This window comes from Stieleria tagensis, from assembly GCF_024129865.1.
Classification (GTDB): Bacteria; Planctomycetota; Planctomycetia; order Pirellulales; family Pirellulaceae; genus Stieleria; species Stieleria tagensis.
In genome coordinates this window covers 22,307-37,180 of record NZ_JAMYFE010000028.1, presented here as the reverse complement: position 1 = coordinate 37,180, position 14,874 = coordinate 22,307, and the positions used below count along the sequence as shown (strand labels likewise).

11 protein-coding genes are annotated in these 14,874 nt (G+C 56.1%); 4 read left to right on the top strand and 7 right to left on the bottom strand.

The features are described 5' to 3' along the window. The first annotated feature begins 548 nt into the window (after positions 1-548). From NHH03_RS05395 to NHH03_RS05385, 3 genes are all read left to right on the top strand, one after another. A complete protein-coding gene (locus NHH03_RS05395) occupies positions 549-1,229 on the top strand; it encodes a family 16 glycoside hydrolase (RefSeq protein ID WP_253154730.1) in 681 nt (226 codons plus the stop codon). A 393-nt stretch (positions 1,230-1,622) separates the two neighbouring features. Beyond that, positions 1,623-2,366, top strand: a complete 744-nt coding sequence (locus NHH03_RS05390) for a transposase (protein WP_253154729.1) — start codon at positions 1,623-1,625, stop codon at positions 2,364-2,366. Positions 2,367-2,752: 386 nt separating this feature from the next. Then, positions 2,753-4,288, top strand: a complete 1,536-nt coding sequence (locus NHH03_RS05385; RefSeq protein WP_253154728.1) for a sulfatase family protein — start codon at positions 2,753-2,755, stop codon at positions 4,286-4,288. 37 nt (positions 4,289-4,325) lie between these two features. Here the strand turns inward: NHH03_RS05385 and NHH03_RS05380 are convergent, their stop codons facing one another. The 5 genes from NHH03_RS05380 to NHH03_RS05360 form a co-directional block, all read right to left on the bottom strand. After that, positions 4,326-5,327 carry a hypothetical protein gene (locus NHH03_RS05380; protein ID WP_253154727.1) on the bottom strand — a complete coding sequence of 334 codons (1,002 nt, stop codon included), beginning with the start codon at positions 5,325-5,327 and terminating at the stop codon, positions 4,326-4,328. Then, entirely contained in the window at positions 5,237-5,827 is a 591-nt protein-coding gene (locus NHH03_RS05375; protein ID WP_253154726.1) for a CAP domain-containing protein, read from the bottom strand. The genes NHH03_RS05380 and NHH03_RS05375 overlap by 91 nt, the downstream gene beginning before the upstream one ends. A 319-nt stretch (positions 5,828-6,146) precedes the next feature. Then, complete coding sequence (locus NHH03_RS05370; protein ID WP_253154725.1) at positions 6,147-7,778, bottom strand: solute:sodium symporter family transporter; 1,632 nt, start codon at positions 7,776-7,778, stop codon at positions 6,147-6,149. A gap of 120 nt (positions 7,779-7,898) precedes the next feature. Then, positions 7,899-9,011 carry a Gfo/Idh/MocA family protein gene (locus NHH03_RS05365; protein WP_253154724.1) on the bottom strand — a complete coding sequence of 371 codons (1,113 nt, stop codon included), beginning with the start codon at positions 9,009-9,011 and terminating at the stop codon, positions 7,899-7,901. A gap of 278 nt (positions 9,012-9,289) precedes the next feature. Then, a complete protein-coding gene (locus tag NHH03_RS05360) occupies positions 9,290-10,540 on the bottom strand; it encodes an HD domain-containing phosphohydrolase (RefSeq protein WP_253154723.1) in 1,251 nt (416 codons plus the stop codon). Between the two features lie 278 nt (positions 10,541-10,818). On the opposite strand from NHH03_RS05360, the gene NHH03_RS05355 reads away from it, so the two are divergent. Beyond that, positions 10,819-11,637 carry a sugar phosphate isomerase/epimerase family protein gene (locus NHH03_RS05355; protein WP_253154722.1) on the top strand — a complete coding sequence of 273 codons (819 nt, stop codon included), beginning with the start codon at positions 10,819-10,821 and terminating at the stop codon, positions 11,635-11,637. A gap of 13 nt (positions 11,638-11,650) precedes the next feature. Here the strand turns inward: NHH03_RS05355 and NHH03_RS05350 are convergent, their stop codons facing one another. After that, positions 11,651-13,888 (bottom strand): ABC transporter permease subunit/CPBP intramembrane protease, encoded by a 2,238-nt coding sequence (locus NHH03_RS05350; RefSeq protein ID WP_253154721.1) that lies wholly within the window; start codon positions 13,886-13,888, stop codon positions 11,651-11,653. Beyond that, positions 13,885-14,694 (bottom strand): ATP-binding cassette domain-containing protein, encoded by an 810-nt coding sequence (locus NHH03_RS05345; RefSeq protein WP_253154720.1) that lies wholly within the window; start codon positions 14,692-14,694, stop codon positions 13,885-13,887. The genes NHH03_RS05350 and NHH03_RS05345 overlap by 4 nt, the downstream gene beginning before the upstream one ends. Between the last annotated feature and the right edge of the window lie 180 nt (positions 14,695-14,874).

The following is a 14,874-nucleotide window of genomic DNA, read 5'->3' as shown; positions in this document are numbered from 1 at the left end:
GCTGGATCGATTTGCACAAATCTTTGAATCGACGACAAGCCTCTCGCACGCGTTCCTCCTCGGAGGGCGCCTGCAGAGATTGCTTGCCGTAGTGAGCCGAAAACTTGATGCCGGAATAGTCAATCAATCCAAAAATAAGAAACCCGTCGTTGCTCAGGATAGACATCAATGCCGTGGAAGTCCATTCTTGACCACTCCCCCATGCTCCTGCGGAGCGAAAAACGCAGCCAACCTATCCGTCGTGTTTGCCCCAATGATGGTGGATCAGCAACATTCGACTGCCGGCATCAATCGACGTCCTGCATCCAGACACGTCATCGCAAAACGCGTACCCAGGGACCATTTGAGCTCGTAGCACCACGACAGGCAGTGGCCAGATGAGGCAACCGTTGGCCGTTTCAAGTTGCCGGTCGACGGCCGCGACGCTGTCCAAATGGACTGACTTGTAAGCCGGTCTCTCTCCTTCGATCTTGGATTAGAATGGATCGATGGTGGCAATGCCGCAGGCCAAACGTTTATGTCCATTCACCCTGACGAAGGAACTGTAGATGAAAAATTTCCTAGCTCTCACGCTGTTCGCAGTGGTTTGCTCTTTAGCGTCAAACACCCAAGCCAACGAATTCAATACCGTTCTCTTCGAAGACGAATTCGAGAGTAGCACACTTGATAAGCGATGGGGGAGTTGGAAAAGCGAATCGATCGTTCGTGATGGAGTTCTCGTTGGGATCACGCCCAAGGAGGCTGACCACCCGTCTGTGAACTCGGTGGATTTTAAACCGCAATCGAATCTTGAATTATCAGTCTCATTCCAATTCCACGGCTCTCCAAGTTTCTCCGTCATGATTCGGGATATGGACTACAAAGGATCACACGCCGGTCACATTTGTCATGTGGCAATCAGTCCTGACAAGGTAACACTTTACGATGGCAAGACGGGCATCTTCCGCAAAGAGATTCGCGACAAACGAAAAGCGGGAGAGAAACTGGATGCTGCAACACAGGCGATGCTGAAACAGAAAACCTCACGCAACGCGATCAAGCTTGATCCGCAAACCTGGCACGATCTTGTCATCCGCATCGACGGCGATGTCATGGAAGTCGTCATCGATGGTATGGAAGTTGGCCGACTGAAGTCCGAAGGCATCGCGCACGCTACAAAGTCGAATATGAATCTCACGACGGTGGACCGCGAAGTCCACTACGATCATTTCAGACTGCGAGCGCCATGAGATTAGAGCTCACGGTCCAAAAGAAATAGAGCGAGTGCACACTGCCCAATTTCGTCTGCGTCATGGGCGGTGCGCTGGGCGTTCATGTCCCACAGCTTCGTGTCATTTTCCCACGGGCCGTGGTTCGGGTCCTGTTTGCGAATCAGTCGTTCGTGTATTCCGACTACTGTTCCGCAATGATTGGCATGACCGGTATTCGCGGTTCGTATGAATCCCAACATGGCAATCTTTCAATAAGATGACTGGTAGAGCACAGGAGGCAGGCGTTGGATCGCGGAGCGATCCACGACAGTGGCATTGTTTTCATCGAATCTTGCTTCAATTGCTGCTTACTCGAACTGTTACAAATGTGTTCTGGTTCATTGGAATTGCAGGGAATCTAAACCCAAAGTCGTGGATCGCTCCGCCGATCCAACGCTAGATTCAAATTCACGTCGGATCGGCGGAGCGATCCACGACAATCTTGGTGAATTGGGGGCAGATTTTATGCTCGGCGAGATCTTTGACCCAAAAGCGGAATTGTTTATCAACGATCGGCTTCGGCCGCATTGGTCGCAAGCCGGAGCCATCGTGTTTGTGACCTTCCGGACGAAGGACTCGATCCCGCGCGAGGTTCTTCAGCGATGGGACCGCGAGAAGAACGACTGGCTTGATCGGCGGGAGTTGCGAAACGGAACGTTCTGGAAGGAAGCCCTGGGCACGCTGGACGAGGAGACGCGTGCCGAATTTGATCGCCATTTCAATCGCTTGCGAGAGGTTTTTCTTGATTCCTGCCGTGGGGCTTGTGTTTTAAAGCAGCCACGGTTGTCAAAGATCGTTGCCGACAGCTTGCTTCACTTCGATGGCGATCGGTACCAAATGGGTGACTTTGTGATTATGCCGAACCACGTTCACTTATTGGCCGCGTTCGCTTCGGAAGATGCGATGGAGAAGCAGTTCGATTCGTGGCTGCACTACACAGCGCGGCAAATCAACAAGGTGATTGGAAAGTCCGGACACTTTTGGCAACAAGAGCCTTTCGACCACCTCGTGCGAAGTCCCAAACAATACGAGTATTTGCGAAAGTACATCGCCGACAATCCAAAGAAGGCCAAGTTGAGGCCGGGAGAGTTTCACTATCACCAGCGACCGAACTAAGGTCGTGGATCGCTCCGTCGATCCAACGCAAGAATTAGATGCAACGTTGGATCGCGGAGCGATCCACGACAGTGCAACGTTGGATCGGCGGAGCGATCCACGACAGTGGCACTCGCCGCATTTCGAGCACTTGTGACGCTTCGGGTTACCAAAATCCAATGCCCCACGCAAAAACGCTGGCTTCAAAACTCACGCGTCGGGTTGAGAAGGTACATTGCCTGACGCTAGCGCAGAACTTAAAAAGTCGGGCTCGGGACGTATTCGCTCGTCATTCGAACAACCTGGGTCGATTGAACTCTCTGCTGCGTTGACCGCACCACCAGCGATTCGTGCTTTGACACGTGGACTAGAAACCGGCGACCGCATTTCAAACAAGAGTACTCTACATGATCCAGATTTTTGCCTCGATGCAGGCCGGTTGTCGCCGGTCACTCCAATGTGATTTGCGACATCAAATCGTGACACCCGTCCTGGTCGCCGTTGCCGCCCTGGTCGTGCAATGGTTTGAATCACCGATCCTGAGTGCCGACTCTGGCGAGCACCCTAACATCGTCTTGATCCTGGTCGATGATATGGGCTATGGAGACCCCGGTTGCTTTAATGCCAACAGCAAGATTGCAACACCGAACATTGATTCGTTGGCGACCGATGGGATGCGTTTTACCGACGCCCATGCACCGGGGCCGCTCTGCCACATGTCTCGTTACGGATTGATGACGGGGCGTTATCCGTTTCGAATCAATGTCAATCGCTGGCCCACCGAAGCATTGATCCAACCAGGGGAAGTCACCGTCGCTTCGCTACTGCGCGACGTGGGGTATCGAACAGCGATGGTGGGCAAGTGGCATGTCGGATTCAACGAAGACGGCTACGACAAACCGCTTGACGGTGGTCCGGCTGACCGAGGGTTTGGATCGTTCTTTGGCATCCGTGCCTCAACGGATATTCCGCCTTATTTTTACATTCGTGATCGCATGGCTGTGTCGCCACCGACCGATACCATCACGGCCAACCAAAGTGAAGGTTGGTCACCGATCCAAGGCGCATTTTGGCGCGCCGGTGGGATCGCACCGAATTTGCAATTGGCCGATGTGTTGCCACGGTTTGCCGACGAAGCCTGCCAGGTGATCGAGTCACACGCCGGCCGACCGGAGCCGTTGATGTTGTATGTCGCGTTTCCTGCACCCCACACGCCATGGTTGCCCGGAGAGGAGTATGCCGGCAAATCGGGCGCGGGCATGTATGGGGATTTTGCGATGATGGTGGATGCCATGGTCGGACGAATCTTGAAGCAACTTGATGATTCTAAATTAGCCGACGACACATTGGTGATCTTCACCAGTGACAACGGGCCAGTGTGGTATGAAAGCGACGTCCAGCGGTTCGATCACGACAGTTCCGGCGGGCTAAGAGGAATGAAGGCAGATGCCTGGGAATGCGGACATCGAATGCCGATGGTCGCGCGCTGGCCGGGGACGGTTCAGGCCGGTTCAACCTGTGAGAAAACGATCAGCTTTGTCGATTTTTTGGCCACGTTTGATGAACTGGTGGGTGCCGACGTGTATCAAGACGCAGCCGAATCCGATGTCGGCCCCGACAGTTTTAGTTTTGCGGCTGAATTGACAGGCAAGCCCAGCAGCAGTCGTGCCCGTCCCTCGTTGGCGATGAAAAGTGGCCGCGGGTTCATGACGATTCGTCGCGGCGACTGGAAACTGATCGAAGGCGATGGTTCCGGTGGATTCAGCGACCGAGGTAAAAAGCCCGGCAAGGATGGCCGCCACGTTGGGCAGCTGTATCAGCTGGCCGACGACATCGGCGAGACAAACAATTTGATCGACAAACACCCGCAGATCGTCGAATCGTTGCGCAGTGAACTCGCTGCCATCATGGCTGCGAAACGCAGTCGCGATTTGACCGATTGAAACGCTGCCCGTTGGGGCTGTGTCGGACGCGGGGCGTCTATTGCTTCGTCAAATTGGCAACCCAATCCGACAGCGACAGTCGAAGGTCATCGCGATGTTTGTCGATCGATTTGTTCAGCGTTGCGGGAAGCTTTTCATTGAAATCGTCTAGCAGAATCTCCTTGACAATTCGTTCGGCGATCTCGCCCCATTGCTCGGCGACTTCGCCACCGACTTTACTGACGCGGTCGACATGCAACGCGTCCAAGTGCAGGGTTGCCAATTCAATTTTGGGATCGATCACGATCGCCGGAGGAATGTCCGAGTAATCCGGTCGGGCGCTCAGTCGGGCCCGTACGTCCATCCGCACCGTCATGTGGCCACTGACTTCGACGCTATAGAACTGCATGCCCAAATTCCAGCGTTCGATGCGGGCCGCGAAATCCAGCGGAGTCGTCAGGGTGCAATCGATTTGCCAACCGGCTGAGGATTGTTCGTTTGCCGGCACGGTTTGCACCGATCGAACCTGGGCGACCAGGGGGAGAGGTGCGTTGGGTTGGCCGCCCGGTTGGTCAGGGAATTGGACGTGATAGCGGGTTTGCAATCCATGCTGGACTTCGCGCCAACGCCGTTTGGTCGATAGACGCAGTCCATCACGCCGTAGCCGAACACCGGACCAAATCTTTTTGGTGTCGCCCCAATGTTTATCACCGTCGTAGCGGCGAGGGGTTTTGGACAACGCCAAATTCAACAGGGATTGCACGGCGGCGCGTGCTTGCTGGGCCGAAAGTTGCTCGGTCGCACTGAGGGTGGTCGCACTGGGGGTGCCGGGGGCTGCCGCCGAACTCAGGGGAGTGAGTTCGGCGGTTTCAACTGGCAGTTGGGCGGTGGCGACCGCGCTGGGGATCAGCGTGATCGCCAGTACCGATGCTGTAAGGATCTTTGTGGCGTCAACTACCGCAGACGGTCTTAGCGGTAGACCACTGCGAAATAGACTCCGTCGCGGCCTGTCACCATCGCAGCACCGGCCGCGGTCATGTTCGGATTGCTGGTGTAGCACGCGTGGACTCCGCTTGGCGAAAACGAACTGGACCAGCCGACACCTTCGTAGCGGCCCGGTGCAAACGATCCTGGCGGATGCGACTTGGTGCCCATTCTGGCCATCTGCGCCGCACGTCGCTCGGCGACCGCTTGCAATGTTGGGTCATATCGCAGGCTCCGCAGCCCCTGTCGAGAGCGCTGGGAATTAAGAGTCTGTAAAACGTTCGACGCTCCGTTGCTGGAAACCGTCGCGCTGGTCTGGCGAACCACACCCGACGTGGGCACGCCCACCGAGGACGACTGCACGATCGGCGAGCTAGATGACACGGCAGGACTGGACGCGTGGATGCGTCCACATTTTGCGCAAACAACGCCGCTTGTTGCGACCGGTTGCGATTGAACCACGACTGACGATTGAGCTGACAAAGGTCCCGAGGATGTCGCCAGCGTCAAAAACGCCGGCAATAACAGGGCGGCAACGCCTTGGAAACGAGACTTGTTGTTCGCATACAAACGCACTGGCTTTCTCCATGATTAGAAAACAGACCCGGCGGAGCAGCTTTGAAAATGGTTGGCTGCCGACCGCCAGTGGGAGCGACGACTGATGTCGGTCCCGGCTGATTGGCCGCACAGCATCCCGATCCACCGACCGTGCGAAAGGGGAAAGCTGGGAGGAATGCGAAAATTATGCGGCTGGTCATCAATTGGCACGCCGCTAACCAAGCCTCAGCAATGGCTTGTGAACGCCGGGCCGGCTGGGAAAAAAATTCCTCAGCCTGTTAGACCGCGAAGCCTAGGCGAAATGGGTGTGCTGGGAGATGGTTCTCGCCGAGCAGTCTTAGAACGCAAAAATCGCATACACCGAGATCGCCATCAGGATCAGTCCGCCGCCGACCACTGGAGCAGCTTTCCACGGAGTCAGATCGACGGCGCCGACATCCCGTTGCACATACGGTTCACTGCGACGCAAACCGATCGCCCCGAGCGTCAGTTGCAACAGGATCAGTCCGACAAACACCACGGCCATGTAATGATAGGCCGAATAGAACGTGCCCACGACCCATCCCGGTTCGGTCTCGGTGGCGCCGCTGAGGAAGGTGCCCAGTGACATCGCGATCAACCCGACGACCAGCGTGATCATGGCGGATTTGCCATCGACAGTTCGATTGGACAATCCAATCAGCATGATGGCCAAAATCGGGATGAAATAGACACCGTTCAATTTTTGAAAGAAGCCGAATATCTCATCCCGACCGTGGAAAAACGTGGGGGCGGCAATCACTGCAAAAATGCCAACCAGCAGGCTGCACAGCTGTCCGGAAATCACGACCTGGCGCATCGAGGCGTCGGGACGAATGAATTTTTTGTAGATGTCCAACGAAAACAGCGTGGCGCTACTATTGAGCACGGAGTTGAACGTGGACAGAATCGAGCCGACGACCACCGCGGCAAAGAATCCAACCAGGGCTTCGGGCAAGACCGAAGCGACGAGCGCGCCATAGGCACGATCGGCCTTGCCATCGACTTGGGCGGCAAAGTCAGGGTCTTGATCGACCAAGTACGCCGCGGCGATACCGGGCAGCACTAGGATCAAAGGCGCCAAGATCTTGAAGAAGGCTGCCATCAGCACACCTTTTTGGCCTTCGGCTAGGTTTTTGGCACCGAAGGTCCGTTGAATGATTTGCTGGTTGGTCGACCAATAGAAAAAGTTCAACAGCAACACGCCGGTGAACAATGTTGGCCAGGAAACGTCTTCGTCCATGGTTCCCAGCGAACGAAACGCATCGGGGTCGTGGTCTGCAATTAACGTGAATGCAGAAAACAAACTGTTGCCTTCGCCGGCCACTTTGGACAGCGTGAAATAGGTGATCAATAGGCCGCCAACCAGCAGTCCCGCGCCATTGAATGTGTCCGAGACAGCGACGGCCTTGAGTCCACCCCAAATCGCATAGGCTCCGCCGACTACGGCGATGAAGATGATCACTGCCCAAATGGTTTGGAGTTCATCCAAGCCCAAACGCGTCTCCAAATCGAGCATGCCTGACAGGCCGCGCGCGCCCAGGTACAGCACAAACGGCAATAGGATCAACGTGTAGGCGATGACAAAAATGAACGTGGTCAACGTCCGTACGCCACTGCCGTAGCGTGTTTCGAAGAACTGGGGAATTGTTGCGATCCCCGACTTCAAGTAGCGAGGCAAAAAGATCAGCGCCAGCGCGACCAGTGAAATACCCGCAACGACCTCCCACGCCATCACCGACAGGCCTTCGGTAAACGCGGCGGCGTTGAGTCCGATCAGCTGCTCGGTCGACAGGTTGGTCAGCAACAGTGAACCGGCGATAAACACACTGGTCAGCGAGCGACCGGCCAAAAAGTAGCCTTCGTCAGTGGATTCACCACCGCCTCGAGTCACCCACCAAGTCGCCAGCGCCACGCAGACTGTAAAAAGCAGGAAGGTCGCGATCGTCATTGTGAATACCGGCCAGTCAGAATAGGAGGGAGATCGGGAGAGGGGATGGATCGGTGCAGGTCGCGTTCGCAGCAATCTCATCGAGCGAAGGCGATTGAGCGAAGTGGTCGGACGGTCTCGCTAGGCACCGGTGTCAAATGGGATCAATTGTCCGCCCATCGCATCACTGCGTCGGCAGGCATCGAGGATGCGCTGCGTCTGGACAGCTCGGTCGGCCAGCGACGAATCAATTTGACCCGAGTTGACGTATTTGGCAAACGTACGAACCATCTGAACTTCTTGCGCATTGGGCTGGCCGCTGTGGTATTCGTCGCAGTGAAACCAATCGCTGCGACGACGGAAGTTCCAACAGCAATTATCGATGGCCAGCTCGTGGCGGTGAATTTGCCAACTGGTTTCCGAGTCATACAGCGGCAACACAAAATCATCGAGCGTCAGATAACCCTGGTCGCCCGAAAGCGTTGCTAATTGTTGGTTGGCGGTCAAAAACGAACAAAAGAATCCGGCGGTGACGCCATTGGCAAACACCAGTTCCCCAGCGAACTCGCCGGGAACCGAGTCGTCAGAATCGTCTCGTGAGAGCGGCGTGATGGTGCGACCGGAGACTTGGATCGGATCGGCGAAACCGTTGGCCCACAGAATGAAACGAATGCAATACCAGCCCAAATCACCCAGGCAACCATGCGGTTCCAAAGTGGTGTCGGTGCGGATGTTGGCCGACTGAAATTCGGAGTCGCCGGTGAATGAAAAATGGGTCTGGATCCGCCGCAGTCGGCCGATTTTTCCCGCCGTGACTTGGTCGCAAACCGCGGCGATTCGTTTGCCGTGATCGAACATCACGCCGTCCATGAATTGAACGCCGTTTTGATTGCAGGCGTCCAGCATCTCTTGGGCATCGGCGGCATTGACGGCGATCGGTTTTTCGATCAGCACATGTTTCTTTGCGGCGGCCGCAGCAATCACCCACTGTTTTCGCGATCCTGTTGGCATCGGGATATAAACCGCGTCGATCTGGTCGTCGTCCAGCAGCGCCTGATGACCGGCATAGGCTTTGGGACGTTGGTCAAACGCAACCTCCGCCTGGCAGTCGTTAATGAACTGTTCGGCGCGATCCACCGAACGACTGGAGACTCCGTGGACGACGCCATTGCCGCTCAACTCGATCGCCTTCCAGTTTTTTCTCGCAATTTGAGCGCTACTGAGAATTCCCCAGCGACACGGCCGTTTATTCATCGTGAGTGTCTTGTGTTGCCAATCGAGTTCGTGATTCTAGATCCAATACTCCTGGATCGAAGCTCAAGAGGATAACACGGAACGCAGATGTCGTGCGCCGTGACCGCTCACAAATTGGCAACCGATCTCACTCAATCGGCAAGCGATCTCACGCAACCATCGACGGTGAATGTGTATCGGCATGATGCCGCTGGGCTTTTGCAATTCACTCGTCCGCCCCGCAGGAGAGTCGGACGTCTAAGCGGCCGGAGCGGGTTCGGCGGGGTTCAGTGACCGCGCTAGCGATAATCGAAGAACTCGATCTGGACGCGGGTGATTTCTGCGGCGGCGGCAAAGAAGGCGTCCAAGATGCGAGGATCGAAATGAGTGCCCCGGCCTTGCTGCATGGTTTCAAAGCACTTCTCTCGCGGTAGGGCTCGCTTGTAGGGCCGATCTGTCGACAGGGCGTCATAGACATCTGCCACCGCGGTGATTCGGCCTTCGATCGGAATCTCCGTGCCGCATAGCCCGATCGGATAACCCGAGCCGTCAAATTTTTCGTGATGTGTTTGAGCGATGCTGGCCGCCAATCGCATCAGTGAACTGTCCTCGCTGTGCGATCGATTGGATCCACTGGGAGCATCACGCTGTTGGTCCGATTCACGCGCGCTGTAGGGGCGGATGATTTGGTGACCAAATTTGACGTGTTGTTGGATGATTTCATATTCCCTGGCATCCAGTTTGCCGGGTTTCATCAAAATCGCATCGGGGACGGCAATCTTGCCGACGTCATGCAACTGGGCGGCCAGTTCCAAATCGCGTACGAACGGTTTTGAGAGTCCTAATTTGCGTGCGATGATGCCGGCATAGCGACCGACGCGAATCACATGATTGCCGGTGTCGTTGTCTCGCAGCTCGGCGGCTCTGGCCAAACAGTGAATCACCTCGCGTCGAGAACGTTCCAATTCCAGTGTCCGTTGCCGGACGACCTTTTCCAGTTCCGCCGCGTGGCGAATCAGTTGGTCGTGATAAAGTTTGCTTTGCAGCGCATTGCGAACTCGCGGTGCGAGCTCCATCGGGTCGATCGGTTTGACCAGGAAATCGGTTGCACCCAATTCCAAACATCGCAGTTTGACGTCCGGATGCTGGTTGGCTGTCAGGATCAAGACTGGCAGGTGACGAAAACGATCGGTGCTGCGGAGTTGGCTGAGGATACTGATGCCATCGACATTGGGCATGTTGATGTCCAACAGCAATAGGTCAGGATTTCTGACGTGCACCATGTTGACCGCGACGGTGGAGTCGGTGGTCGTTTCAAAATCCTGGTGTCCGGCCTGACGCAACAGTTTTTGGGCAATTTTGACGTTCGCGATCTCGTCGTCAACGATCATGATTTTGCCAGCCGGAACCGATTTTTTCACCACGCTATCGGGTTGAGCGATGTGTTCTTCGGTCACCAATGGTCGACGCTGCGCGGGGACGGGGACGTCACCGGTTTGCGATAGACCGCCTAGCAGCGGAGCGATGATCGGAGGAAGGGGTGAACTCATGACACCGGTGTGCGGGAAAGATAGCGAGAACCGTTGGAGTGTTGGTCCCGGCCAAGCGGACGCCAAACGATTCGATTCTCATCGTCCAAAAACGCATTGCATTGCACAGGTTGCGTTGCCGGTTGGCTGGATTGTCCCACCTGTGCTGGTTCCCAAGACCGATCGATCACAATCGATGTCCGCTGCGTTTCGTTCTCGATCACCATCTCCACGGAATCAGAATCTGTGGTAGTTTTTCAGCTTTCACTCCCTGAAATCCCCCTTCAAACGACTGACAAATGAAATCCTGTATCACCATTTCACTGGTTGAAGAAGCACGTGGCGGCCCCTTCGTACTCTGGGATGGACTTGAGAAATCAATCGCCTTTGCCGGCGAACTAGGCTATGACGCCGTGGAGATTTTTGCCCCTTCGGTCGAAGCGCTGCAATTGGATTCGCTCGGGGCAATGTTGGATGCTGCTGGAGTTTCTCTGGCCGCGCTGGGAACCGGCGCCGGTTGGGTCAAACACCGATTGCAATTGGCCGATGCCGACGCCCAGAAACGCCAGGATGCTCAGGCCTTTGTCCGCACGATCATTGACGCGGCGGGCGGATTGGGGGCGATGGCGATCATCGGTTCGATGCAAGGCCGCAGCGATGCGGACGTCGACGCGGCAACAGCGCGCGGCTATTTGGCCGAGGCTCTGGAGGATGGCGGGGCGCACGCCAGTCAATACAAGGTGCCACTGATCTACGAACCGCTCAATCGCTATGAAACCAACCAGTGTTGCACGGTCGCCGATGGTGTCGAACTGCTGCAGTCACTGTCGACCGACAACGTCAAACTGTTGTGCGATCTGTTTCATATGAACATCGAAGAAACCGATATCGCCGCGGCACTACGCCAGGGCGGCAAATTTGTCGGCCACGTGCACTTTGTCGACAGCAATCGCCAACCGGTCGGTTGTGGGCAAATGCAATACGGGCCGATCATCCAAGCACTGCGGGAAATTGATTACCAGGGTTACCTGTGTGCCGAAGCATTTCCCCTGCCCGATCCGCATGAAGCGGCTCGGCAAACGATGCGTGCCTACCGCTACTGGACGCAAACCGATTGACCGCAACGTGTCCTTAGGCAGATGCCAGTGATGTCGACGGGTCGAGGTAGTCTTGTGGGCTATCGACCCGCTCGGATTCACTCTCGTCGGTCACCGGATTCATGGTGCCAAAATACAGCAAGCAGGTCGCCGCAACGCCGATGCTGATCAGTGTCCAGAACGGTTGATAGGACGGCCCCAGTTCGGTTTGGCTGACAAACAGTGACGCACCCTGCCAATCGCTGCTGGCAATTCGGTCGAGCGACACCGACAACGAGTTATTGGTGAAGTGAATCAGAATGCATGGCAGAATGCTGCCGGTGCGCAACGTGATCCAACCGAGCACCAAACCCATCGTCGCCGCGGCGATCGATTGTTGCAGTACACCGTGTGAAATGCCGAACATCAACGCCGTCACAACCACCGCGCGCAACTTGCCACGCTGGCGAACCAAACCACCAAAGATAAATCCGCGAAACGTTAGTTCCTCGCAGATCGCCGGCACCAGCGCCATCAGTACGACCACCAGCATCCACGGAGCAGCCGAGATCTGCTGGGCAAACGGCTTCATCGCCAGCGCCGCTTGTTCGCTGACCGGATAGACGTGATTGATCAATTTAGACAACATCACGTAAGACGGATGCAAGGCCACCCCCAACAGGATTGCGAGCGGCAATGTGGTCCAGTGTGGCATGCGGATTCGCAAGCTCTGCCGCATCGACGTCGTCAGCATGAATGCCATCAGCAACGCGGGGAACAGGATCAATGCTTGCGGCATCAGAACCAGTTTGGCGATCCCCGCAAAATTGTGTGGCATTTCGCTGACCGACAGTCGGGCAAAAAACAATGTGACCAGGACGATCCCACCACACACGCAGGCCTGGGTGGGTGTGGCCGCGGATTGTCGGTCGCGCCACAAATGACGCACCCACACACCTAGTTCCCACTGTTCGCCGCCGCCGAACAATACGGATTCGCTTTCAAATTGGCGTTGTGCCCAACGCGCCGCCAGCCACAGACAGACACCGGTCACCGTGGCGACCATGGGTAGATAAAACAGTGCGGTGGTGTATTGGCCTTCGACCAGCGCCCGGACCAACAGAAACATGCCCGTGACGGGAATGAAACTGGTGCCAAAGTTCAGTGTCGTGCCGGGTAGCATCGGCAGCATGACCAACGGCAACGTGATCATCATCAGCGGCATCAGGTAGTACTGGCCCTCTTTGCTGCTGCGGGCCATCGCGGCCACGGCCAACGCCAACGCGCTGAACAAGCATGACAACGGCACGAGCGCCACCAGCAACCACAGCATCGGTACCACCGGTGGTGCACCCAGCAGCGAGCTTGAGGCACCTAAATCGATGTGCTTGAACACCAGCGAACTGGTCAGTAGCATGCTGCCGGCATTCAACATTGCGGTCAGCATGCTGAAGGTTGCCACGGCGCCTAACTTGCCCCAGACAATTTCACTGCGCAGCGCGGGGCTGCACAACAGTGTTTCCAACGTACCACGTTCCTTTTCACCCGCGACCAAATCGATCGCGGGGTAGAAGGCTCCGGTCATCGCCCAAACCAGCATGATGAACGGCAGCAACTTGCTCCAAAACGCCGTCTCGCGAGTTTGGCCGGTGGCGATGTCGGTATCGGTCCAGTCAAACGGCAGCAGGACTGTGGGATTGATGCCGACATCCGAGAGACGCTGTTCGATCCAGCGGCCGCGCCATGCCGACAGAACGCCGGCAACTCGGCCGCGCGCGACCACGGATTGATCGCTGCCGACGTTGTAAAACAATTCGATCGCGGCCGCCGAGGTCTCGGCATCTGCGGACATCTGATTGTTTTTGAACGCGGGGGGAATCAAGACGACCAGATCGTATTGACCGGATTGCACCCACCGCCGCGGCTTGGTTTCGATGTCGGGTTGATCGGCGAGTTCGTCCCACTGACGTTTCTTGACCTCTAGGGTTTGCGGTTGCTCGATCAAGTCGGGGGAAAACGTGGACCCGTCCAGCAGTGGCGGTGCTCCGACGATGTTTTCGCTGCCGACCAGACAAACCGTCATCGCGTTCTGACGAGAGAACTGAGCGATTTGAAGTAGCAGCATGCCGACCAGCGGATACAGCAGAATCGGCAGCACTGCGATCGTGAACAGGGTTCGACGGTCTCGCAATTGGTCGCGCATTTCACGAGCGTAGATCAACCAGATCGCCGACGGTCGTGCCCTGCCCTCGTTTTCTGCCTTGCGGCGGATCGTGTCTGGCGATTCGCTCATACTCGTTGCTCTCCAGCTGTCGCATCCAAGGTGGACGGGAACGACACGCCGCGTCTGTCTTGGATTTCCTGTTCGTGTTGACTGAGCAAGCCAAAAAAGAGCTCCTCAAAGTCGTGTTCGTTATGTCGCTGACGTAGCTCGGTGAGCGTCCCGGTGTCCAGGATTTTGCCGCGATACATGATCGCGATTCGGTCGCACAATCGTTCCACTTCGCTCATGATGTGCGTGGAGAAAATCAGGCACTTTCCGGCCTCACGCAGCGATCGGATGACCAACAACAGGTTTCTCGCGACCAGCACGTCTAACCCCAATGTGGCCTCGTCGAATACCAGCACTGGCGGGTCATGAACCATGGCCCGAGCGATCGATACTTTTTGTTTCATGCCGGTGGACATTTTTCCGCCCGGAACGTCGCGGAACTCGTTCATCCGCAACTGTTCAAACAGTTCTTCCAATCGCTGCTGCAATGGGTCTGACTTCATGCCATGCAGACGGCCAAAGTATTCGACCATCTCCCAAGCCGTCATGCGGTCGTAGATCGCCGTGTTGTTGCTGACAAACCCGATGTGGCGACGGACGTCCGCGGAATCACGTACCACGTCATACCCGGCAACGGTGGCGATTCCTGCGGTCGGTTCCAAGACCGTGCTCAACATTCGCAGCACGGTGGTTTTGCCGGCACCGTTGGGGCCGAGTAAACCAAAGATTTCACCTTTGCGGACTGAGAAAGAAATTCCGTCGACGGCCACAAATCGACCGCGCTGAAGATCCTCGTAGGTCTTCGTCAAATGTTGGACATGGATCATGCGCGAAAAAAACTGGCCAAATGGAACGTCAATCGGATTCTCGTTTCTCGAGATTAGCTTGCCACCAGCGCGATGTGTTTCAATTTCGAGTGTGAGGTTGCGATTCGATTGATCACCCGAGTCACAATCCACAGAAACAGAAACGCCAAGTGGGGTGCGACGCCGGTCGTTCGGTGGGTG